Annotated in this window: 17 protein-coding genes and 1 pseudogene; 10 read left to right on the plus strand and 8 right to left on the minus strand. The window is 64.5% G+C overall.

Annotation, left to right across the window (positions count from 1 at the left end):
- Position 1 precedes the first annotated feature (1 nt).
- The 5 genes and pseudogenes from nuoL (at position 2) to ACQY4S_RS01300 (ending at position 6,737) form a co-directional block, all read left to right on the plus strand.
- Complete coding sequence (nuoL, locus tag ACQY4S_RS01280) at positions 2 to 1,942, plus strand: NADH-quinone oxidoreductase subunit L (protein WP_428483360.1); 1,941 nt, start codon at positions 2 to 4, stop codon at positions 1,940 to 1,942.
- Positions 1,939 to 3,471, plus strand: a complete 1,533-nt coding sequence (locus ACQY4S_RS01285; protein WP_428483361.1) for an NADH-quinone oxidoreductase subunit M — start codon at positions 1,939 to 1,941, stop codon at positions 3,469 to 3,471. The genes nuoL and ACQY4S_RS01285 overlap by 4 nt, the downstream gene beginning before the upstream one ends.
- Positions 3,471 to 4,894, plus strand: a pseudogene (gene nuoN / locus ACQY4S_RS01290) (NADH-quinone oxidoreductase subunit NuoN). The gene ACQY4S_RS01285 and the pseudogene nuoN overlap by 1 nt, the downstream one beginning before the upstream one ends.
- 106 nt (positions 4,895 to 5,000) lie before the next feature.
- Positions 5,001 to 6,119: a hypothetical protein gene (locus ACQY4S_RS01295; RefSeq protein ID WP_428483362.1), complete on the plus strand. Its 1,119-nt coding sequence runs from the start codon at positions 5,001 to 5,003 to the stop codon at positions 6,117 to 6,119.
- Between the two features lie 213 nt (positions 6,120 to 6,332).
- The gene (locus tag ACQY4S_RS01300; protein ID WP_428483363.1) at positions 6,333 to 6,737 is read left to right on the plus strand and encodes a hypothetical protein; all 405 of its coding nucleotides are present in this window, start codon (positions 6,333 to 6,335) and stop codon (positions 6,735 to 6,737) included.
- A gap of 207 nt (positions 6,738 to 6,944) precedes the next feature.
- On the opposite strand, the gene ACQY4S_RS01305 is transcribed toward ACQY4S_RS01300, so the two are convergent.
- The 3 genes from ACQY4S_RS01305 to ACQY4S_RS01315 all read right to left on the minus strand — a co-directional run bounded on the left by ACQY4S_RS01305 (position 6,945) and on the right by ACQY4S_RS01315 (position 10,919).
- Entirely contained in the window at positions 6,945 to 7,634 is a 690-nt protein-coding gene (locus ACQY4S_RS01305; protein ID WP_428483365.1) for a gamma-glutamylcyclotransferase, read from the minus strand.
- Positions 7,635 to 7,741: 107 nt separating this feature from the next.
- Positions 7,742 to 8,023, minus strand: coding sequence for a DUF1778 domain-containing protein (locus tag ACQY4S_RS01310; RefSeq protein WP_428483366.1), 282 nt, complete (start codon positions 8,021 to 8,023; stop codon positions 7,742 to 7,744).
- Positions 8,024 to 8,111: 88 nt separating this feature from the next.
- Positions 8,112 to 10,919, minus strand: a complete 2,808-nt coding sequence (locus ACQY4S_RS01315; protein WP_428483368.1) for a WcbI family polysaccharide biosynthesis putative acetyltransferase — start codon at positions 10,917 to 10,919, stop codon at positions 8,112 to 8,114.
- Between the two features lie 295 nt (positions 10,920 to 11,214).
- On the opposite strand from ACQY4S_RS01315, the gene ACQY4S_RS01320 reads away from it, so the two are divergent.
- Together ACQY4S_RS01320 and ACQY4S_RS01325 are read left to right on the plus strand one after the other, a co-directional pair.
- Positions 11,215 to 12,108, plus strand: a complete 894-nt coding sequence (locus ACQY4S_RS01320; RefSeq protein WP_428483369.1) for an NAD(P)-dependent oxidoreductase — start codon at positions 11,215 to 11,217, stop codon at positions 12,106 to 12,108.
- Complete coding sequence (locus ACQY4S_RS01325; RefSeq protein WP_428483370.1) at positions 12,105 to 13,361, plus strand: alpha/beta fold hydrolase; 1,257 nt, start codon at positions 12,105 to 12,107, stop codon at positions 13,359 to 13,361. The genes ACQY4S_RS01320 and ACQY4S_RS01325 overlap by 4 nt, the downstream gene beginning before the upstream one ends.
- Before the next feature lie 133 nt (positions 13,362 to 13,494).
- Here the strand turns inward: ACQY4S_RS01325 and ACQY4S_RS01330 are convergent, their stop codons facing one another.
- Genes ACQY4S_RS01330 through ACQY4S_RS01340 form a run of 3 tightly spaced genes read right to left on the minus strand, consistent with a single transcriptional unit; the run spans position 13,495 to position 15,075 of the window.
- Positions 13,495 to 14,514, minus strand: coding sequence for an ImmA/IrrE family metallo-endopeptidase (locus ACQY4S_RS01330; protein WP_428483371.1), 1,020 nt, complete (start codon positions 14,512 to 14,514; stop codon positions 13,495 to 13,497).
- Positions 14,487 to 14,834 carry a hypothetical protein gene (locus ACQY4S_RS01335; RefSeq protein ID WP_428483372.1) on the minus strand — a complete coding sequence of 116 codons (348 nt, stop codon included), beginning with the start codon at positions 14,832 to 14,834 and terminating at the stop codon, positions 14,487 to 14,489. Before ACQY4S_RS01335 ends, ACQY4S_RS01330 begins: the two co-directional genes overlap by 28 nt.
- On the minus strand, positions 14,827 to 15,075 hold the full coding sequence (locus ACQY4S_RS01340) for a colicin E3/pyocin S6 family cytotoxin (RefSeq protein ID WP_428483373.1): 249 nt from the start codon (positions 15,073 to 15,075) through the stop codon (positions 14,827 to 14,829). Before ACQY4S_RS01340 ends, ACQY4S_RS01335 begins: the two co-directional genes overlap by 8 nt.
- 296 nt (positions 15,076 to 15,371) lie before the next feature.
- Between ACQY4S_RS01340 and ACQY4S_RS01345 the strand changes: the two genes are divergently transcribed.
- Together ACQY4S_RS01345 and ACQY4S_RS01350 are read left to right on the plus strand one after the other, a co-directional pair.
- The gene (locus tag ACQY4S_RS01345; protein WP_428483374.1) at positions 15,372 to 16,148 is read left to right on the plus strand and encodes a class II aldolase/adducin family protein; all 777 of its coding nucleotides are present in this window, start codon (positions 15,372 to 15,374) and stop codon (positions 16,146 to 16,148) included.
- A 496-nt stretch (positions 16,149 to 16,644) separates the two neighbouring features.
- Positions 16,645 to 17,763 (plus strand): AI-2E family transporter, encoded by a 1,119-nt coding sequence (locus ACQY4S_RS01350; RefSeq protein WP_428483375.1) that lies wholly within the window; start codon positions 16,645 to 16,647, stop codon positions 17,761 to 17,763.
- Positions 17,764 to 17,790: 27 nt separating this feature from the next.
- Here the strand turns inward: ACQY4S_RS01350 and ACQY4S_RS01355 are convergent, their stop codons facing one another.
- Entirely contained in the window at positions 17,791 to 19,176 is a 1,386-nt protein-coding gene (locus tag ACQY4S_RS01355; RefSeq protein ID WP_428483376.1) for a lytic transglycosylase domain-containing protein, read from the minus strand.
- Between the two features lie 346 nt (positions 19,177 to 19,522).
- On the opposite strand from ACQY4S_RS01355, the gene ACQY4S_RS01360 reads away from it, so the two are divergent.
- A complete protein-coding gene (locus ACQY4S_RS01360; RefSeq protein ID WP_428483377.1) occupies positions 19,523 to 20,068 on the plus strand; it encodes a DUF3455 domain-containing protein in 546 nt (181 codons plus the stop codon).
- Between the two features lie 60 nt (positions 20,069 to 20,128).
- Here the strand turns inward: ACQY4S_RS01360 and ACQY4S_RS01365 are convergent, their stop codons facing one another.
- The gene (locus tag ACQY4S_RS01365; RefSeq protein ID WP_428483378.1) at positions 20,129 to 21,559 is read right to left on the minus strand and encodes an NtaA/DmoA family FMN-dependent monooxygenase; all 1,431 of its coding nucleotides are present in this window, start codon (positions 21,557 to 21,559) and stop codon (positions 20,129 to 20,131) included.
- Between the last annotated feature and the right edge of the window lie 63 nt (positions 21,560 to 21,622).

Genomic DNA, 21,622 nt, shown 5'->3' on the forward strand with positions numbered 1-21,622 from the left:
CATGCTGTTCGCGCTCGCCGTCTTCGCGCCGCTGGCCGGCGCGCTGATCTCCGGCCTGCTGGGCCGAGCGATCGGCGACCGTGCGGCGACGGGGGCGTCGATCCTCGGGATGCTGATCGCCGCGGTCTGCGGGCCGCTGGCGTTCTTCCAGTTGACCGGTGGGACCGCCGATGCCGGCGCGCTGGACCTCGGCACCTGGATCGAGGCCGGGCGCTTCCACGTTGATTGGGCGCTGCGCTTCGACACGCTGTCGGCGGTGATGGTGGCGATGGTGTCGTTCGTGTCGATGCTGATCCACGTCTACTCGATCGGCTACATGGGGCACGAGACGCGACCGCGCTACCGGTTCTTCGCCTACCTGTCGCTGTTCACCTTCGCCATGCTGATGCTGGTCACCGCCGACAACCTGGCGCAGTTGTTCTTCGGCTGGGAAGGCGTCGGCCTGTGTTCCTACCTGCTGATCGGCTACTGGTATGACCGTCCGTCCGCCTGCGCCGCCGCGATCAAGGCGTTCGTCGTCAACCGCATCGCCGACCTGCCGTTCGCCGTCGGACTGGCGCTGATCTTCTTCAAGTTCGGCTCGCTGGAATTCCCGGTGATCTTTCCCGCCGTCGCGCAGCACGGCGCGGACACCTACGCGCTGTTCGGCACCAGCTTCCCGGCGTTCGAGGTGATCGGCTTCCTGTTGTTCATCGGTGCCATGGGCAAGTCGGCGCAGCTTGGCCTGCATGTCTGGCTGCCGGACGCGATGGAGGGGCCGACCCCGGTTTCCGCGCTGATCCATGCCGCGACCATGGTCACCGCCGGTGTCTTCCTGATGGCCCGCATGTCGCCGCTGATGGACTATGCTCCGGCCGCGCTGGGCTTCGTGACGTTCATCGGCGCATCGACCGCGCTGTTCGCCGCGACCATCGGCTGCGTGCAGAACGACATCAAGCGGGTGATCGCCTACTCGACGTGTTCGCAGCTTGGCTACATGTTCGCCGCCGCCGGAGTGGGTGCTTATCAGGCGTCGGTGTTCCACCTGATCACGCACGCCTTCTTCAAGGCGCTGCTGTTCCTGTGCGCGGGCTCGGTGATCCATGCGATGTCAGATGAGCAGGATATGCGCCGGATGGGCGGGCTGGCGCGGACCATTCCGATGACCTGCGCGGCGATGTGGATCGGCAGCCTGGCGCTGGCCGGGATCCCGCCGCTGGCCGGGTCGTATTCGAAGGATGCGATCATCGCCGCGACCTACGCCTCCGGCACCGGAATCGGCCTGTACGCCTTTGTCTGCACCGTGCTGGCGGCGTTGCTGACTGCCTTCTACTCTGGGCGGCTGCTGTTCATGACCTTCCATGGTCGGTCGCACGCCGATCACCACGCGCTGGAGCATGCGCATGAAAGCCCCTGGGTGATGCTGGTGCCATTGATGGTGCTCTCGGTCGGCGCGATCGGCGCCGGCTGGGCGCTGAACGGCTGGTTCATCGGCTCTGGCTGGCACGCGTTCTGGAACGGCGCGATCGTCAACAACCCGCACAATCAGGTCATCGCCAGCCTGGAGCAGGTGCCGACCTGGGTCGATCTGTCGCCCCTGGCCTTCGCGCTGGCCGGGTTCGCGCTGGCCTTCCTGATGTATGTCGTCAATCCGCTGCTGCCGGTGCGCCTGGCCGGTGCGTTCGGGCCGGTCTACCGGTTCCTGCTCAACAAGTGGTATTTCGACGAGCTGTACAACGCGATCCTGGTGCAGCCGACGTTGCGGCTGGCCCGCGGATTGTGGCAGGTCGGCGACGTGCAGATCATCGACGGCGTGCCGAATGGTCTTGCTGCCCTGGCCGGCGAAGGCTCGCGTGAGGTGGTGAAGATCCAGACCGGCTCGCTGGCGGTCTATGCCTTCGTCATGCTGATCGGCGTTGTCGTGCTGGTCGCCGTGTTCATGATCGGGCTGGTGATGGGATGACCGCCGTGACCAACGCCGCCGGCTTTCCGATCCTGTCCTTGATCACCTGGCTGCCGCTGGCGGGTTGCCTGGTGATCATGATGGTGCGCGGCGACGAGGCCACCGTCGCATCGAACGCACGCTGGACCGCGTTGTGGACCAGCCTGCTGGTGCTGGTGCTGTCGCTGGTGCTGTGGGTCCGATTCGATCCGGCCGAACCCGGCTTCCAGTTCAACGAAAGCATCGCCTGGCTGCCCGAGTTCAAGGTCGGCTACCGCATGGGCGTGGACGGCATCTCGGTGCTGTTCGTGCTGCTGTCCACCCTGCTGACGCCGATCTGCATCCTGTCGGCCTGGGACGCCATCCACACCAGGGTGCGGGAGTTCATGCTGAGCTTTCTGATCCTGGAAACCATGATGGTCGGCATGTTCTGCGCCACCGACTTCGTGCTGTTCTACATGTTCTTCGAGGGTGTGCTGATCCCGATGTACCTGATCATCGGCGTCTGGGGCGGCCCGCGCCGGGTCTATGCGGCGGTGAAGTTCTTCCTGTTCACCTTGACCGGTTCGGTGCTGATGCTGCTGGCGCTGGTCGCCATGTGGCTGCAGGCCGGCACCACCGACATCACCACGCTGATGCACACGATCTTCCCGACCCACATGCAGACCTGGCTGTTCCTGGCGCTGTTGGCCTCCTTCGCGGTGAAGGTGCCGATGTGGCCGGTGCACACCTGGCTGCCGGACGCGCATGTCGAGGCACCAACCGCCGGATCGGTCATTCTGGCCGGCGTGCTGCTGAAGATGGGAGCATACGGGTTCCTGCGCTTTTCGGTGCCGATGCTGCCGCAGGCGTCGGCGGCCTTCGCGCCCCTGATGTTCGCCTTGTCGGTGATGGCGGTGATCTACACGTCGCTGGTCGCGCTGGCGCAGACCGACATGAAGAAGCTGATCGCCTATTCCTCGGTGGCGCACATGGGCGTGGTGACGATCGGCATCTTCACCTTCAATGTCCAGGGCATTACCGGCGCACTGTTCCAGATGCTATCGCATGGGATCGTCTCCGGCGCGTTGTTCCTGGTGGTCGGCGTCGTCTATGACCGCATCCATACGCGCGACATTGCCCGCTACGGCGGGCTGGCGGATCGCATGCCGGGCTACGCGCTGGTGTTCATGCTGTTCATGATGGCGACGATCGGGCTGCCCGGCACCTCCGGCTTCATCGGCGAGTTCCTGGTGATCATCGGCTCGCTGCAGGTGAATTTCTGGCTGTCGCTGCTAGGCGGCATGGGGATGATCCTGGGCGCGGCCTACATGCTGTACCTGTATCGCCGGGTGATCTTCGGCCGCATCACCCGCGACGACCTGCGGAACATCCTGGACCTCAGTCCGCGTGAGTGGGCGTTGTTCGCGCCGCTGATCGGCCTGACCTTGTGGATGGGCATCTATCCATCCAGCTTCACCAGCTTTTTCGATGCCTCGGTGGGCGCCATGGTGCAGCAGCATACGGCGGCGCTGGCCGTCACCACCAAGCTGGCCGGGATCGCGCATTGATGAACTGGACCATCGCTCTCCCGGAGATCGTGCTGGCGGCCATCGGCATGGCGACATTGGTGTTTGGCGTCTTGCGCAGGCAGGCGGACGCGACGCTGTGTGCACCATGTTCACCATCGGCGGCTTCCTGATCGCCGGGCTTCTGGTGATGACCCGCACCACCGGCTTCGGCTTTCACGGCCAGTTGGTGGCCGACCCGTTCAGCGCCTTCAATCAGATCCTCATTCTCGCCGGCGCGGCGATGTCGACCATCCTGGCGCTTGGCTGGAACCGGGCGCAGAACATCGCGCGGTTCGAGTTTCCGGTGCTGATGCTGTTCTCGACCATCGGCATGATGCTCATGGCCGGGGCCGGCAACCTGATGACGCTGTATCTGGGGCTGGAGCTGCAGTCGCTGGCTTTGTATGTACTGGCGGCGTTTGCCCGGGACGAGCTGCGGTCGTCCGAGGCTGGCCTGAAGTATTTCGTGCTCAGCGGCCTGGCGTCCGGGCTGCTGCTGTACGGCATATCGCTGGTCTATGGGTTCTCCGGCACCATGGACCTGATGTCGCTGCATACGCTGCTGGCGGCGCCAGCGACGGTTTCGGCCGGCCTGGTGGTCGGCATCGTCTTCGTGCTGGTTGGTCTGGCGTTCAAGGTTTCCGCCGTGCCGTTCCATATGTGGACGCCCGATGTGTACGAGGGCGCGCCGACCTCGGTGACCGTGTTCTTCGCCACCGCGCCCAAGGTCGCGGCGATGTCGCTGCTGCTGCGGGTGATGGGGACGTCGTTCGCATCGCTGGTGGGCGCGTGGCAATTGCTGGTGGTGATCGTCGCGATCGCGTCCATGGTGTTGGGCGCCCTGGCGGCGATCGGGCAGACCAACATCAAGCGGCTGATGGCGTATTCCTCGATCGGCCATATGGGCTATGCGCTGATCGGCCTGGCGGTGGGATCAGCCGCCGGCGCGCGCGGCACGCTGGTCTACATGGTGATCTACGTGTTCATGATCGCGGGCACCTTCGGCTGCATCCTGGCGATGCGACGGAAGGGACGCGCGGTGGAGCAGATTTCGGACCTGGCGGGGTTGGCGTCGAATGATCCGGCGCTGGCGCTGGCGCTGGCGGTGTTCATGTTCAGCCTGGCGGGCATTCCGCCAATGTCGGGCTTCGTCGCCAAGCTGTATATCTTCCTGGCGGCGGTGCAGGGCGGCTTGTGGGCCCTGGCGATCATCGGTGTGCTGACCAGCGTCGTGGGCGCCTACTACTATATCCGTGTCATCAAGGTGATGTATTTCGACGCCGCCGCCGAACGCTTCGACCAGCGGCCGCCGTCGCTGTCGTTCGTGGTCGCGGTCACCGGCGTGTTCACCGCGTTCTTCCTGCTGTTTCCCGCCCCGGTCGTTGCCGCGGCGCAGGCGGCGGCCGGGGTGCTGTTCAGGTAGGCGGAAGCACCCGCTGATCAGGTGTCCGCTTTTTGGTTGAGCGGTGCCGCGCCAGCGACCTATACGACCCCTGTCCGCTGAACCCGCACAGGGAAACATCCGCCGAATGGACCTTCAACCGAGCCTCGATCACGCGCTGGACGATGGTGAACTCCTGCTCCAGTTCGAGAGTATCGGCGACAATTGCGAACTCGGTCTGGTGCAGCGCCGGGTGGGTGTGGAACCTTTGGGGCTGCTGCGTTTCGCCGGCGCGCCGCTGCGTCATCTGCTGCGGGCTTTGCACGCCCGGTTCGCCGGCATTGCCGAACCTCACCACGTCCGCTTGCAGCCGGAAAACGGTGAGTACATGGTCAAGCTGACCAAGTATGACTTTACCCACCACACGCACGTGCAAATCGGCGCCATGGAACCGGTGGCGCTGCACCGTCAGCAATGCCGTACCATCGGCTTCCTGGCCGGCAAGTTGGTGGGCGACCTGGAAGCGCCGTCGAAGATCCTGGTGTTCCGGCAGAACGAGCCGCTGTCGGCCGCTGATCTGGTCGATCTACGGATCGCGTTGTCGGTCTATGGCCCCAGTGTTCTTCTATGGGTGCAGGAGGCGCGGCCGGGGCATCCTCCTGGAACGGTTGACGTTGCGGACGAGCGGCTGCTGGTTGGTTACGTTCGCCGCCTGGCTGACCGGGACGATGTGCCGGACCTCGACATGGAGTCATGGTTGGCGATGTTGCGCAACGCCCATGGCCTGTGGCGGCGTGCCCAGGCGGGCGGCGTGGCACTAGGCGATTTCGCCGCCGGACAGCTTGCGCGGACGGAACTGACGTTCGGGCAGGAGGGCAACGCCGCATGCCATCTTGGCTATGGCTGGTCCGGACCGGAAGCGGGTTATACGTGGTCGATCGGCGAACGCAGCCTGCTGACCATCGAGAACCCTGCCGATGCGGACACGTATTGGCTGGAGATGGATGTCATGCCCTTCGTCAGTCCCCCGCTGCTGCCTCGGCAGCGTCTGGATGTCGTGATCGGCGGGACATTGGTGCACAGCTTCGATCCGCTGGCGCGTGGCGAGGTGGGATGTCTGGTGCCAGGGCACCTGATCGCCGGCCGGACAGAGGTCGCGATCATCCTGGATCATCCCTACGCGGCCAGTCCGGTTCTGGTTGCCGGAGGGCAGGATGACCGGCGCCTGGGCGTGGCATTCACTCGCATTGCCTTGATTTGCACTTAAGGGGGGGCGGATGGCCGGGACAAGGGGCCTGGAGCGCGATGGAACGCAAAAGCCATGCAAGGGCCGGCTCGTTCATAAACCCAAGCGGAGATTTCCGGTCAGGATTGCTCATGTCCGCCTTGAGGCTTATGCGGTCATCACGTGTCACAATTCCGCCTGTTGTCACGGCGGGTAGGAACCAAGCCGTCACGACGGCATAGAGGAGCGAACAGCATGACGCGCGTCCTTCTGATCGGCATCAAGCCCGAGGCAGTTGACTTCTCCGATCCTGATTTGCCGCCGGGAACCACGTCGGAGAAGATCGCGGCTGGGATCGACGCGACCCTGTCGGATATGAAGGCGCGCGGCTGGGAGGCAGCCTTCTGCTCGATCCTGACCGACGACAGTGCCGAGGCGACGATCGCTGCGTCGCTTGCCGAGCACTGGGACTGCATCGTTATCGGCGGCGGCATCCGCGTCCCATCACGGGCCCTGGCGTTATTCGAACGGGTCATCAATGCCGTCCACCGCGGCGCGCCGAAGACGCCGATCGCGTTCAACACCTCCCCAAACGACTCCGCCGATGCGGCGGCGCGGTGGCTGAGAAGGGGCGCTGAGCAGCCGACCGGCGCTGAATGAGCGAAGGTCCGCTTACGCTGGTGAGCCGCCGAAAGCGGATCGTCTCTTAACCACCAAACTCGGCCGCGGGAGCGATCTCGGTCCTTGCGTAGGTTATCCGTTCGTTGCTCCCCGGACCCCGACAACGCTCCCCTCGCGTGCTCGGTCGCCCGGCCATGACGAATTGGTGCAACGTGATTGAAAACCGCGCTAAACCCGGTGAAACCATCAAACTTTCGCGGCCTCGGCCACGATGCGCTGCAACCCGGCATCGCGGATGCCGAGCGACGCCAGGTGATCCAGGGTGTTCTGAAGGTAGGATGCGCAGGTGCCGAGCGTGCCGGCGGCGGAGGCAATGCGTATTGCGGCTTCGGCGTCGCTTAGTCTACCCGCGTAGCGCGCATGAGAGCGGTTGACCACGAATGTGATTGCCTGAAAGCTTGCGTGGGCGGTATGAACGTTGACCCAGCGCGCTAGATAGGCGGTCCCGAACATCTCGCGCCGCCATATGATTAGCAACTCCGATCGGACCTCCCGCGCCGGAATGCGGAATGCGACGCCCCGGCAGGTTCCGCCACGATCAAGCGCCAGCATCAGGCCGGGATTGGTCGGGCTGCCCCTTCCCATCTCGAGCCACAAGCAAAAGCGGCGATGCCAGCCACGGATGACGCCAACCCGACGCTCGGCATAGGCGAACGCGGGATTCCACATCAGCGAGCCATAGCCGAACACCCAGACGTCCGCGGCCGGATCATGCGCAGCGAGGGTCTGTTGCAGGGACGCAGCGATCTCCGCGTCGCTGCGGACCACCATGCCGGGAGGCAGGCGGGTGCGGATGTCCGCCAGAAGCGAGCCGTCCGCCAATCCAGCGTGTGTAATCACCACCTGTTCGGGTGGCATGGAGGCTTTGTCTGTCATGCCGCCATGTATCCACATATTGATGTGGGGGGCGAGCCTGATGTCAGAACCTGCCGTATGGAGTTGAGTGACGTATAGAAAGTTGCCATGATGCAGTTTCGGCACGGTTAGTCCCGGATCAACCGCGCATGGGCTTCGCGGGCGCGTTCCATCGCAGGGGCCAATGACGGCGGATTGAGGAGCAAATCAACAAAGCGGCGCTGGTCGTCCGCCGCAAGGCGGATGATATGCATCTCCTCGATCGCTCCTTGCGCCGCGTCCTGGGCGGCAGCCACAACGAAATCACTGACGCTGCGACCTTGTAACTGGGCGGCGCGTTTGATAATGGACAATGCTTCCGGGGCTATTCTTGCCTCGATCCGCGTGGTCCGGTTGGGTTTCTGGGGCATTATAAAGCCTTTCTTTCCCTCACATTGCACGGGATTCAGCCGGACATGTTGAGCAGGGACTTTTCAGCCGTCGAGGAGATTGACGCGTTCAGGCGCTTGCAGGGGATGCAAGTTGACGGTGCAGGCTTTTGTCGTCCGGTTTCATTTCAATTGCGCGCCGGACCAGAAGTTCGGACTGCCCAGGGTCGCCAGTCAAATGCGTCAGATGCGCGAGGTGACCCAGTGCCGGGGCACTGTCTGGATGGTCTTTCACGACGGCTCGGGCATCGGCGAGGGCCTCCTGCAATCGGCCCTGCCGGGCGACGAGGTCGCCCAGGAAAATCCGAAACCCCTCGGTTTCAGGCGACAAGCCGACTGCTCGGCGCTGCTCGGCCTCGGCACCTGCAAGATCATTGCGATGCATGAGCAAGCTGGCCAGATGGACGAAACGATGTGGATTGCGCGGCTCCAGTTGCGTGGCTTTTCGGGCCGCCGCGATGGCGTCCGCGAAGCGCTGCTGCTGGTTGAACAGGACGCTGAACTCGTGTTGGATGTGCGCACTATCGGGTTCAAGGTCGGCTGCGTGCCGGAAGGCAAGTTCGGCGGCCGCGGGGTCTCCGGCTTGCCGAAGAACATGGCCCAGATGTCCGTAGGCGCGGGCGTTGGGGGGTCCGCTGGCCGTGGCCGCATAGGCTTCCGTCAACGCCTGCCGTGGCCTGTCCTGCCGCAGCAGGAAGTCACTGAGCGTGATGTGGAACCGAGCCGCATCGAGGTCCAGCGCCATGGCTTGACGAGCCGCGTCCACGGCTTCCTGGAAACGGTTCAGCCTGCCCAGTATCTGGGTCAGCCTGTGATATGTGGCGGCGGTGTCCGGATCGAGCGTGGCCGCCGCCTGAAGCGCCGTGATGGCTCCGGGCAGGTCGCCTTTCGCTTCCAGGCCGTCGGCCAGTTGCGCCTGCAACCGCGCGGAAAAAGGCTCCTGACGGATTGCCTGACGGATTACCTCGCAGGCTTCGTCGACCTGGCCAAGTTGCCGGATCAGATGCGCCAGAAGGATATGGAAGTGGGGTTCCGTCGGGTCGGCGGCGACGGCGGAGCGCAACGCCGCCTCCGCCTCCCGCAGGTGCCCGGCATTGCGCAGCAGGTTGCCCAGATGGGCATGGTAGGGGGCGAAATCCGGTTTAAGTTCAATGGCACGTCGCACCGCCGCGAAAGCCTGGTCATGCGCGCCCTGCTGGCTCAAGACATGGCTCAGCGCATCATGCGCGGCGGCTGACCGTGGGCTGCGCAGCAGCGCGGCGTCGAGACATGGGCGAGCCTGTTCGTGGCGTCCGGCGCGGAGCAGGCTCAGGCCCTCTTCCAGCGCATCGTTCCACTCGTAACGCATGTAGCGCAGCGCGTACTCGCGGAACGTGAAAGATCCTTCGTTCATGAAACGATATTTCTGGTCCGCGCTGGCGAAGCTCAGGCCGAAATGTCGGCCGACGCCGGGATGTATGGGCAATTCGTCTTTCGGGAATGGGGTCGCACGCGTGCCGATCCGCATCCGCTCGATGTCGTCACGTTCCGCGCCCAGTTGCTCGAAGAATTGTGCCGCCAGCGTCACGGCTATGCGGACATTCGGATGATACGGACTGAGAAAGGTTTGTTCCTGACGAAAATACCGTTCGATGACGCCGGCGATCTGGTAGCCGGTGGTCTCATCGCGGGAACGCTGCCTGTCCATGACCAACTCGTACAGGCGGTCCAGATTGACGCGGGTCCTGACGTCCAGGCTGGCGTAGGTCTCGACCGCCTGTTCGGCTGGAACGTTGGCGGCGATCATGCGATTCAGGTAGGAATCGCCGGCTTCCCCGCCATATGGTCCGGTCGTCATGAACGACGGCGGCGTGTTCCTGGGGTGCTGCTGGCCGGCAAACGGCCACAGGAATGCCGCGGTGACCATGGGAACGAGCAGGCGCGGCCTGCCACCGCCCAGGTCCGTGGTGTCAGCGCGCGGCCGCAGGTCGAGCAGTTGCTCGACGACGACGTCGGCCTGTTCGATGGCAAGCTGCCCGGCGGGCGTCAGGTCCTGATAGGATGGAATGACCTCCAGCGTGTCGCCGGTGCGGGCGGCGACGAATTGCCGGTACAGCTTTGCCATGGCATCGATCTGGCAGTTGCCGATCAGCACGATGCGTCGCCGGGTCTTGCCGGTGTGGCCTTGGCTGGCCGCCGGGCTGGCGGATGGTAACCGCGACCGGAGCGATGGGTTGCCGCGCAGGTCGTGCGCCCGCCGGCAAAGCGCCGACCACGCCGCGTTGACCGGGGCCGCGTTGACCGGGCCGAGCAGATCGTCATTTGTCGAGAATGAGAAATGCGCGATATAGCCGACCAGAAGACCCGGCTGCCTGACCTCGACCATGCCGGCCGGATGGGCTTCGTCGGCATGTCTGACATACAACAATGTCGAGTTGCCATATCCTTGGATGGCGGTGTGCAGCCGAAACAGATCGGCGTCGGCAAGGTTGCGGAAATTGGTCTTGAAGACGAAGATCTTCTCGCCGGCTTCGAGGTCCTCGATGAGTTTATGACGAAGCGACCGAATTCGATCGAGGAGCTGATCGGTCACGTCGTCCAGGCTGGTATCGGCCGCCTTGACAAACGACCTCATGGCCATCCAGTAACGTCTGTCCTTGGTCCACCATTCGTCGCTATGCCCGGGTTGGAAGATGATGGTGTTTTCCACCGACCCGACGCCGTCGAAACGGCTTTCCAGTGCCTTGATCAGCAGATCATGATCGAGGTCGGCGTCGCGCAACAATCCTTGCGCGTCATGGCCCAGATGTTTCTGCAGAAGCCCGAATTCGTCGCCGTGGCCGCTGCCGCCCAGGCTCTCAAAGGAATTTGCCAGATCGCGATCACTCAGGTCATCCATCAAACCCCCGGGCATTGGTGACACCGCCACCGAGGCCGATCTGGTTATGACCGGTGCGGTTCCGTCCATGATCTTGATCCGCGGTGGCAGGGGATGGATACCCGGCTTGCACGCTCGTGATCAAGCATAACTCCATTGGTGGCGGTCGAGGCCGGGAAGCTTGCCACGCTGGAATTTTCCTCGGCGTGGTATGTGGTCACCAATCGCGGGCTTGGTTTACCAGCCTGCGCGACGGCGCCATTGTGCGCGGCGGCGGCGGCACGTCGGATCAACCGCCATCGGGAAAGGATACAGCATGACCGCTTCGCCTGCGACAGCACGGGCAATCGCCAGCATTGGCTTCATTGGTCTCGGCGTGATGGGTGAGCCGATGTGCGGCCACCTGGCACGCCGGTCCGGTCTGACCGTCCTGGCGCATGACCTGCGCGACGAACCGGTGCGGCGGCTGGCCGAACATGGCGTGCAGGCCGCGTCCGTGCAGCAGATCGCCGAGCGCTGTGATGTGATTCTGCTTTCGCTGCCGGATGGCAAAGCCGTCGACGCCGTGGTGACGCAGCTTGAGCCGGAGCTGCGCCCCGGCCAAGGCATCGTGGACACCAGCACGTCCTCGGTCGAGCTCACCCGGCAGATCGGAGTTCGGCTGGCGGCGAAGGGCATCGCGTATGCCGATGCGCCGGTGGCGCGGACGCGGGATGCCGCCGCGCGGGGCGAACTCAGCATCATGGTCGGCGCGACCGAGGACACGTTCGTCCGGCTCCGGCCGATCCTGGAGACGATGGGCACGGATGTCACCCATTGCGGGCCGGTGGGCTGCGGCCAGGTGGTCAAGATCCTCAACAACATGCTGGTGTTCCAGCATTGCGGCGCGCTGGCCGAGGCGATCGCGATCGGCCGGCGCAACGGCGTGGCCGCCGACGTGCTGCTGCCGACCATGGCTATGGGGTCCGGCGACAGCTTCGTGCTGCGCAACCACGGCATGAAGGCGATGCTGCCGGAGGTTTTCCCCGAGCGGGCGTTCTCCACCCGCTACGCGATGAAGGACCTGTCCTATGCGCTGGAGATGGCCGCGGCATCCGGCCTGGACATGGCGGCGGCGAAGCTGACCATGGCGCGCCTGAAGCAGGCGGAGGCGGCCGGGTTCGGCGATCAGTACCATCCCGTGGTGCTGAAGGTGATCGACCCGCAATGAGCGGCTTTCCGGAGGCCGCATCCTGGCGCGCGGCCTGTGCCGGTGATGCCACGTTGGCCGCCTGGACCGGCCCGTGGTCCGTCAGCTTCGCCGTCGCCCACGGTGCGGATACCACTGTGTTCAACCTGATCGATGGCAAGATCCAGCCGGAGGGCGGCTCGCCGGCTTTCACCCTGGCCGCGCCCGATATGGTCTGGCGCAAATTCCTGCAGCCAATTCCGCCACGCCACCATCATGGTCTTTTCGCCATGCACTACCGGGTGCCGGAGTTCTCCATCCGGGGCGATCAGCTTGTCTTCATGCAGCACGCGCATGTCGCGCGACGGGTGCTGGAAGTCGGCAAATGGCTGGCGCTGGGCAACCGGGCGCCGGTGCCGGTGAGCCTGGCGCCGCGCGGGGGCGCGCGGGCGATGCCGCGGATTGAAGGTCGCTACGTGCCGGTCACCGTGCGCGGCGACACCTATCAGATCTATTACGAGGTCGCCGGTGCCGGACGGGATATCCTGTGCATGCACACCGCCGGTGCGGACGGACGCCAGTTTCATGGGTTGATGGCTGATCCACGGATCACGCAGGGTCATCGGCTGGTGGCGTTCGACCTGCCCTGGCATGGCAAGTCGCCGCCGCCCGAAGGTGCGATTCCAGGATCGTGGCGGTTGAATACCGATCTGTATGTCGACCTGATCATGGGGTTTGTCGCCGCCGCCGGACTGGAGCGGCCGATCGCATTGGGCGCCTCGATGTCGGGCGAGATCTGCCTGGAGCTCGCCTACCGTCATCCCGACGCGTTCGGCGGCATCATCGCGTGCGAGGCGTGCGAGAAGATCGAGCGCCGGCAGACTTCCTGGGCGGCGCATCCGGCGGTCAACCCGTCGCTGTTCGTGCCGGAATGGATCCGTGCGCTGAGCGCCCCGCAAAGCCCGGCGGAATACCAGGAAGCGATTGCCTGGCACTATGGCCAAGGTGGGCCGGGCGTGTTCTTCGGCGATATTGCGTTCTATTCGGGCGACTGGGATGCACGCGACAAGGTGGGAAAGATCGATACCAGCCGCTGCCGGCTGTTCATGCTGACGGGGGAGTATGACTATTCATGCACGGTGGAAGCGTCGCAGGCGACGGCGGCGAAGATCCCCGGCGCGCGGTTCCAGGCGATGGCGGGGATCGGACATTTTCCGTTTGCGGAAAATCCGCGGCTTTTCGCGGATTATCTGTTGCCGATCCTGAGCGAGCTTGGCGGCGCGATCCCGCCCTAGGTTCGGCACGGTGATTTTGACGAGTTGCCAGACAAGCCTTGCTGGCTTCTTGGCACCACCACAGCCCGCTTCCGAGAGCAGAATCAGTCGTTTCGGACAGACTGCTCGGCTGGTGAGCGGACATGGACGCGAGTCACGACTTCAGTGCTATGACCCGCTGCGAGAGGAAGTCCGCGAATTTGGGATGCAGGAAAACGCGTTCATAGAGCACGTTTTCTTGCCGTCTCACCTCGAACCGCTGGAGAAGCGCGGCGTAAAGTTGCTCGATGGACTGAGATGACGAGCGACCATTCATCGCGCCGATGACACCGTTGATCGATTGTTTGGCGTGCTGGCGCGCCAGACCGTCGTCCGCGACATCGAGTAAGATTTCGTTAAGGATTGCGCGCCATTCACGGCTGTCTCGAGGTGCAGGAACAGCGGTTCCTTGAGGCGCAGGAACAGCGGATCTGCTTGGCAGCTTCCACCAGCAGTAATTTGCTCCGCCGATTTGCCCCATCCAGCGTTCCTCGCAGACAGTAAACTGGGCCTCGGCGTCCACCGGCATACCCCAGTGCAGACCCGAAGCAACTGTGCCGGGGGAGCGCCCGGAGACGACAATGATGCCGTCCTTATCAACCTGCGCGTATAGGTGTCCGGGATCAAGCAGCGTCACTAGCTTCATCACCGTGGCCGCAGGCGACACTATTGCGAGGGAAGCAGCGTGCGCGACCAGTTCGATTGGATTGCCCCAACGTTTGACTTCGCTCGACAGCCAGTCGCTCGGGAGTAGAAGCTCCGATGCGAACCGGTTGGCCTCCTCCTCCATCTGGTAATGTGGTATTAAACCTGGGCTTTGCGTTGAGGTGTCATCCACCATGATCCCAGTATGCCACGGGATGAGCACGTGCCCAAGTTCGTGGGCAGCGGTGAAGCGGAGCCTCGTTGGTGGACGCAGCTTGTTCAGGACGATTTTTGGCCGAACGCCCGATTTTTTTAAATCATAGCAGACGCCGTCAGCGTCGATAGGAAGGCGTTCGATCGAGACCTCGGCGTAGTTCCGGGCTAGTGTGATTACGTCTACGGGCGCCGTCAGCTCAAACCTCACGAGAACGCGGCGTGCAAGATTGACTTCGGGCGGGTGCGTCAGGCTGTTCTGCGCCGCTCTAGCCATTTCCCCAGTGCCTTAATGGCCGTTTGGTTGTCCGCGCGTGCTGCCAGCAGCATGTTGTCGACGTGTTCGTGCATTACCGCATCCAAGGACGCATGGCTCATTCGCGCCCGCACGATATGCGGTAGAACAGACGCATCGTGAACCCAAGCCTCGTATTCGTCTCGAGTCATTCCAAGGAATTCGTTTATCGGTATGGAATCGGTTTCGACGACTTTGGCCTCCTCGTGCCAACGGTCAATAAAATCGTCGATTTCATCCGCCATCAAGTAGCCGCCACTATACAGGTCCATAAAGGTTGGCTGTTTCAGTGAATTAGACATCTATGGTCCTCCCCGGAACTGCATCCGAGATCATGTTGCCGACCGGGTCGAGAACCCCGAGGTGCTTACCTCGTCGATTATAGACTTCAATTTCCCCATGCAGATCATCCCACTCATAAAGGCGTTGGCCGTCGTGGCTGCGCCATCGCCTGCGGCCGTAAACAAACCCGAGGGACTGGCACGCGTCCAAGTAAGATTGGCGGGGTATCGGCACACGTCCCAATGCAGAAAGTCCGTCCACAGTCAGTCATCGTACGAGGCCCCAGAGACCTTCATGTATAGACAGGCGAACTCGTCGTTTCCGTGTTGTCGAATGTGGTCGCGTCAGTCCAAGCTGTCCACCAGTCTTTTGAGACGGCGGTCCCCAGCACCATTGAAGGTAACAGGGCCTGAGCGACCGCCACCTTCTCGACATCCCGGCGTGGCCGGACTTCATACGACTCGCCTGTGAGTAAGGATTGCACTCCCTACCTCAAGCCTTGACGGCAGACGCATCAAAGTGAACCCTGCGGCATCTCCTCCATGGGAACCCTGAGCATGAACATCGCCACCTCGCCCGCTTCGCTCGCCGGCGTATCCGACGCCGAATGGCAGATCCGCTGCGACCTGGCCGCGCTGTACCGGCTGATCGCGCATCATCGCTGGACCGATTTCATCTACACCCACATCAGCGCCCGCGTGCCGGGACCGCAGCACCACTTCCTGATCAACAAGTACGGCGTGCATTTCCAGCACATGCGTGCCTCCGACCTGGTAAAAATCGACCTGGATGGCAACGTGGTCGAGGCGGGCGATGTCAGCAGCCGCCAGGTCAATGCCGCCGGCTTCACCATCCACTCCGCCATCCACATGGCGCGGGAGGACCTGATCTGCGTCGCCCACACCCATACGCCAGCCGGGATCGCGGTGTCGGCGCAGAAGGACGGGCTGCTGCCGCTTTCCCAGCATGCGATGAAGTTCTACGGCCGCATCGCCTATCACGGCTATGAAGGCATTGCCCTGGACCTGGATGAGCGGGAGCGGCTGGTCGCCGACCTCGGGCAGCACAAGGCGATGATCCTGCGCAACCACGGGCTGCTGGTGGGTGGCACCTCGATCGCCGAGGCGTTCCTCAACATCTACATGCTGGAGCGGGCCTGCGCCGCGCAGGTGGATGCGCTGTCCGGCGGACGCGAGCTGATCCTGCCGCCGGAAGCGGTGCGGGTGCACACGGCGGAGCAGTTCGCCAAGCACGAGAACGACACCCACTACAGCATGGTGTGGGACGCCGCGCTGCGGCTGATCGAGGACGGCAAGCCGGACTACCGCAGCTAGTTCCGCGCGTCGACCCGCGATGACCATCTCCTGTGTCCCGAATGCCGGGATGGTCATCGGCTCGGAGCCGTCCCGCCAGGCGCGGAATGCGTGGTCTCGGAGCTGATGTGGCGTCCGACGATGCGGCCTGAGCATGTTCCGCGCCGCATACGGCGGCGCGGCGGATAAGCCGTACGACGGCACTGGCATGATGGTCATGCCCGGTTCCTCGACCATTCATTCGCTCGCTTGAGCGAGCCAACGAACAAGCGGCTGATCGAGGCGATCAGCCGTTCTGGCTTCGACAATCGGTCGCGCTGCAAGTGCCGGCCGAACGCGAAGGCGGCGGCCGCTGCCGGCTATGCCCGCGTCGCGCCACCCGTGCTTCTACATCGCTCCGGCCGCTGCTGAACGCCATCGTCGCGACTCGGCTGACGCAGACCGGCGGGTCGAGCAGATCGATCCATCGAACCAACTCATCCGGGCGATGTTATCGGTCTAAAAGGCAATGCGACAGATGATCTCTCAGCCTGAGTATGCCGCGGACCGGCTTGTCCGGACACTCCGCGCCATCGCCATTGCGGCGTTCATCGTGTTGGCGACCTGGGCGCTGGCTGGTCTCCTGCTCACGATTTTCACGGCGGTGATGCTGGCGGTGATGCTACGCGGGGTCAGCGATGGGGTGGCACGCCGCACCGGCGCCCCGCCTCTGCTGATGTTGGCGGCCGTAAGTCTTCTGTTCGTCGTGCTGCTGCTGGCGTTCCTTTTCTATCTTGCTCCGCGCGTGGTGGATCAGGTGCAGGATCTGTGGGGACAGTTGTCGCAAATCATCGCGGATCTGCGCCATTCCTATGATGGCACGCGATGGGGCCATCTGGTCCTCGATCATCTCCAGCAGGGCATCAGCAGCGTTGGCAACCATGTTGCCGGCTATGCGACCGACGTCGCTGCGACGACATTCAGTGGCCTGGCGCGGGCGTTCGTGGTGATTGTGACCGCGCTTTATCTTGCGGTTTCCCCCGCGCTCTACGTCAACGGTGCCGTGAGGCTGTTTCCGCTGCGGCATCGCGACCAGGCCAACCGGGTATTGATTGATCTTGGGCGCACGCTGCAATGGTGGTCGCTGGGACAACTCATTGATATGGCAGTGGTCGGCGTGCTCTCCTCGGTCGGGCTCAGCCTGCTCGGCGTGCCGCTGCCGATTGCATTAGGGGCGTTGGCCGGGCTGCTCACGTTCATTCCTTACCTGGGCGCGATCGCCGCGTCGATTCCGGCGGCGCTGGTTGCGATGACCGTAAGCTGGCAGACGGCGCTTTGGACGCTCGTTGTTTTTCTCTGCTGCCACGTGATCGAGGGCTACATCCTGGCGCCGATCGTGCAGCGTCGGACGGTTAATATGCCGCCGGCATTGACCGTCCTGGCGATGACCATCCTCGGCGCCCTGTTCGGTCCGCTGGGCGTGATCCTTGGGACGCCGATCGCGGTCGTGGCGCTGGTCACGACGCGCGAAATCTATGTTGGGGAAATGCTGGGCGATCCCGAGATCGCCGGGCCACGCGGGGCAGATTCGAAGTTCACCGACCCATCGAATGCCGCCCGGCGTGTTGACAACACGCCGCCGGGGCGCGGCGGTTGATCCGGTTCAGCGCCGGGCGGTGGGCGATCAGGATGTCCGCACCGGTGGGACCGTCATGCAGGGCATGCCCCGGCCGCTGAGGCGCGCGCAGGCGTCCGTGGCCATTGCCGGGGTCAGGCCGGCGAGGCGGGCGCGGAAGGCGATCTGGCTGCCAAAGGGCCGGGTGGCGGGCAATTCCGTCTTGGCCATCCGCAGCAGGTCTGGCACAGCCTTCCTGGCTCTTTCGGCGGCGGCCTGCGCGGTGGCCAGATTGGCGAAAGCGCCGACCTGGATCGCCCAGACGCCAACCGGGGTGCTAGGGCTGAACCGGAGCAAAGGCGCGCTGGCTTCTTGTATTGGACGCCTGGCGCGGTCCACGCGGCGCCCGTCCGCGAGCCGCGAGCGGAGCGGCGGCGGCAAGGTTTCCGCGACGACAGGTGGGGCGACGACAGGTGGGGCGACGACAGGCGGGGCGACGACAGGCGGGGCGACGACAGGCGGGGCGATGACAGGTTGGGCGACAATGGCGGCAGGCCGGCACGGCCGTGTCGGGTCGTACGCGGCATCCGGATCGCAGTCAGCAGGCGGCGCGAGGGATGGCGTGACAGCCACCGCAAGGGGGGGCGCGGGGACGGACTGGATCGGCTGGCAGGGGCGGGTGGGATCATAGGCGGCATCCTGATCGCACCCCGCCGGCGTTGGGGTGACGATGGCGGCCGCCGTCTGGATCCTGGGCTGCGCCGGCGTGCAGGGCCCGTCGGGATTATACGCGGCGTCGGGGTCGCAGCCGCCGCGAGAGCGGCGCGCGGCCAGCAGCGGCAGGCTGCCGTTCGGCGCGCCATAGACCGCCAGCGGACCCGACATGGGCGTACCCGATCCGAGCAAGGGCGCGATCGAAGCGACGTAGTTCACTGTCTCCTCGGGCAGGGGGATCCCATCGTTCAGGTAGCGGTCCAGACGATTGGGTCCGGCGTTGTAGGCGGCCAGGAACCCCGGCGCACCGTAGTGGTCGTACATCTCCCGCAGATAGGCGGTGCCGGCGAGGATGTTGTTGTGCGGATCGAACGGGTCGTCGCCCAGGCTGTAGCGCCCGCGCAGGCCGCTGTAGGTGTCCGGCATCACCTGCATCAGGCCCATGGCGCCGGCCCAGGAGATCACATCCTCCTGGCCGCCGGATTCCTGCCGCATCACCCGGCGGATCCAGAGTTCCGGCACGCCAAACCGGCCCGACGCTTCATGGATATAGGGACCCCAGGGGTCGCTCGCCGAACCGGGCGGCGGATAGTAGCGGGACGGGTTATAGTGGGCGGCCTGCCGCGCAGTGTGGCTGCCGCACGCCGTGACGGCGCAGAGCAGCACGAGGCAGGCGAGCAGGCGCAGTCCAGGGAAGCAGCGGCAAGACGCAAGGACTTCGTGGGCGGCTCGGTGGCTCATGCGATTGCACCCGACTCGATACGGTCCGATGCCTACTATCATGGACGCGAAGCAATACGCCGAGATTCTTTGTGGATCGCCAAGCGGCTTGCCGGTTCTGATCGATGCCGTGTCGACCGATGACACCAACTGGCGTAGGTTCCGGCCGCCGGTTGTCTGCCGTCGTGGCGGGTGGCGTTCGGCATCCACGGTTCTTCTCAACGGATGCAAAGGCGCGGATGGCGGACCTGCCGCTGCCTCGCGTGCCCGGTCGGCCGGCATGACGGTTGAGGCCGTCTCGCCGACCGGTCAACATACATGCCGCTTGGTACAGCGCCGTATCGAGCCAAACCGACCACGGGAACTCATGAACAGGCATCTCAGGCTACTGCTCCTCGCCGCCGTTTTGCTTCCGCTTGATGCCAACGCCGCCGAACCACCCGGCTCTCGAACCCCGGGCTCTGGGACATCGGGTTCGCCGGCGGGGTCGGCGGTGGAATTTCTTGGCAAGGGCGAGCAGATCTACACTTGCGCCGTTACCTTGGGCGCCGCCACCTCGGGCGGCGCGGCCTGGAAGCTGAAGGCCCCCGAGGCAACGTTGCTTGATGCATCGGGCCACGTCGTCGGACGTCATTTCGCCGGTCCCACCTGGCAGGCGTCGGACGGCAGCAAGGTGGTGGGCACACCGCTGATAGCCAGTGCTTCCCCCGATCCCGGCGCAATTACCTGGCTCGTGCTGCGCGCGACCGCGCATGATGGCGCCGGTCTTTTCGCCAGTGTCGCCTACATCGCGCGAACCCGTACTGTCGGTGGCGTCGCGCCCGCCACCGGCTGTGATGGCAGCCATCAGGGCGCCGAAATCCGCGTTCCGTACAGCGCAACCTACACGTTCTTCAAGCCGGTCGCGCCCTGAAAGGAGCCGAACCAGATCGCCGGCAAGGCAGCCCGGTCGGCTGCACCATGGGCGCTCTTGTCAGGTTTCCCCCGGCGGTGTCCCTTGGGCGGCGGGCTTGTCAAGCGCGGACCTGGGCGCTCCATTGCCTTTCAGCACATGTTCGACAGGCCGGTGCCGGCTAGCTGGCGATGCGCCACCGCCCAACCGCGGTATCGGCAGCCCCAGGTTCTCCCGCAGCGTCGCGCCGGTGTATTCTGTCCGATACAGGCCGCGCCGCTGCAGCTCCGGCACAACGAAGCGCACGAAATCCTCGAAGCTGCCGGGCATATGGGTGCCGGCGATGACGTAGCCGTCGCAGGCGCGTTCGGTGAACCAGAGCTCCAACCGGTCGGCGATGTCGCGGCCGCTGCCGACGATCGCCTCGCGCGGGCGGCCGCGGCGGGTGACCTCGAGGAAGTCGCGCACCGTGGGGTTGCGGCCGGTCAGCCGCACCACCCGGTCGCGCATCGCCTGCATGCCGGACATGCCTTCCAGCTCCGCGGTGGTGAACGCCTCATCCATCGCCTTGGTCTTGAAGTCGAAGTTCATCGCCTCGGACAGCAGCGCCAGTCCGTCGACCTCCTTATACAGATGATCGATCAGCGCCATCTTGTCCTCGGCCTCGGTCCGGGTTTCGGCCACGACCGGATAGGCGATGGTGTTGACGGTCATCAGGTCGGGGTCGCGGCCGAGGCGGGCGACCTCGGTCTTCAGGTCGGCGTATTGCCGCTTGCCTTCTTCCAGGCTGGCGTAGCCGACGAAGACGGTTTCCGCCCAGCGCGCGGAGAACGTCTTGCCGCGCGCGCTGGCGCCGGCCTGGATCACCACCGGGTGGCCCTGCGGCGACCGGGGCACGGTGAACGTGCCCGACGAGTTGAGGAATTTTCCCTTGTATTCCAGCCGGTGCACTTTCTCCGGGTGGGCGAACAGGCCGCTTTGCTTGTCGCAGACGATGGCGCCGTCTTCCCAGCCGTCCCAGCAGCTCAGGACGATTTCCATGAATTCGTCGGCGCGGTCGTAACGCAGGTCGTGGTCCATGTGGACCTCGCGGCCCATGTTGTGGGCCTCCCCGTCGTTCACCGAAGTCACCACGTTCCACGCCGCGCGTCCGGCCAGCATGTGGTCCACCGTCTGGAAGCGGCGGGCGACATCGAACGGCTCGTAATAGGTGGTGGAGGCGGTCGAGCCGACTCCCAGATGCTTCGTGCCGAAGCCCATCGCCATCATGGTCGCCACCGGGTCGATCTTCACCACACGGATGCCGTTGGCGACCACCTCGGCCGGATTGCCGCCGTAGATGTCGGGCATCGCCAAGCGGTCGTCGAAGAAGGCGAGGTGAAACTTGCCATCCTCCAGCACCTGGCCGATCTTCTGGTAGTAGGCGGCGGAGGTGAAGTCGCTGCGCGCGTCCGGATGGCGCCACGCGCTGGCCAGCGTGGTGCAGTTCTGTGCCTGCAGGAAGCCTACCATAACCATTTGCCGCATCATGTCACCTCGGTTCCGCCCATTGCGGCAGTCTGGACTGAACCGTGG

The organism is Rhodopila sp. (assembly GCF_965276935.1).
GTDB lineage: Bacteria > Pseudomonadota > Alphaproteobacteria > Acetobacterales > Acetobacteraceae > Rhodopila.

Excerpts from the sequence above, each read along its gene's own strand:
- nuoL (WP_428483360.1), top strand. The coding sequence starts at position 2 with ATGCTGTTCGCGCTCGCCGTCTTCGCGCCGCTGGCCGGCGCGCTGATC.
- ACQY4S_RS01285 (WP_428483361.1), top strand. The coding sequence starts at position 1,939 with ATGACCGCCGTGACCAACGCCGCCGGCTTTCCGATCCTGTCCTTGATC.
- ACQY4S_RS01295 (WP_428483362.1), top strand. The coding sequence starts at position 5,001 with ATGGACCTTCAACCGAGCCTCGATCACGCGCTGGACGATGGTGAACTC.
- ACQY4S_RS01300 (WP_428483363.1), top strand. The coding sequence starts at position 6,333 with ATGACGCGCGTCCTTCTGATCGGCATCAAGCCCGAGGCAGTTGACTTC.
- ACQY4S_RS01305 (WP_428483365.1), bottom strand. The coding sequence starts at position 7,634 with ATGACAGACAAAGCCTCCATGCCACCCGAACAGGTGGTGATTACACAC.
- ACQY4S_RS01310 (WP_428483366.1), bottom strand. The coding sequence starts at position 8,023 with ATGCCCCAGAAACCCAACCGGACCACGCGGATCGAGGCAAGAATAGCC.
- ACQY4S_RS01315 (WP_428483368.1), bottom strand. The coding sequence starts at position 10,919 with ATGGATGACCTGAGTGATCGCGATCTGGCAAATTCCTTTGAGAGCCTG.
- ACQY4S_RS01320 (WP_428483369.1), top strand. The coding sequence starts at position 11,215 with ATGACCGCTTCGCCTGCGACAGCACGGGCAATCGCCAGCATTGGCTTC.
- ACQY4S_RS01325 (WP_428483370.1), top strand. The coding sequence starts at position 12,105 with ATGAGCGGCTTTCCGGAGGCCGCATCCTGGCGCGCGGCCTGTGCCGGT.
- ACQY4S_RS01330 (WP_428483371.1), bottom strand. The coding sequence starts at position 14,514 with ATGGCTAGAGCGGCGCAGAACAGCCTGACGCACCCGCCCGAAGTCAAT.
- ACQY4S_RS01335 (WP_428483372.1), bottom strand. The coding sequence starts at position 14,834 with ATGTCTAATTCACTGAAACAGCCAACCTTTATGGACCTGTATAGTGGC.
- ACQY4S_RS01345 (WP_428483374.1), top strand. The coding sequence starts at position 15,372 with ATGAACATCGCCACCTCGCCCGCTTCGCTCGCCGGCGTATCCGACGCC.
- ACQY4S_RS01350 (WP_428483375.1), top strand. The coding sequence starts at position 16,645 with ATGATCTCTCAGCCTGAGTATGCCGCGGACCGGCTTGTCCGGACACTC.
- ACQY4S_RS01355 (WP_428483376.1), bottom strand. The coding sequence starts at position 19,176 with ATGAGCCACCGAGCCGCCCACGAAGTCCTTGCGTCTTGCCGCTGCTTC.
- ACQY4S_RS01360 (WP_428483377.1), top strand. The coding sequence starts at position 19,523 with ATGAACAGGCATCTCAGGCTACTGCTCCTCGCCGCCGTTTTGCTTCCG.
- ACQY4S_RS01365 (WP_428483378.1), bottom strand. The coding sequence starts at position 21,559 with ATGGTAGGCTTCCTGCAGGCACAGAACTGCACCACGCTGGCCAGCGCG.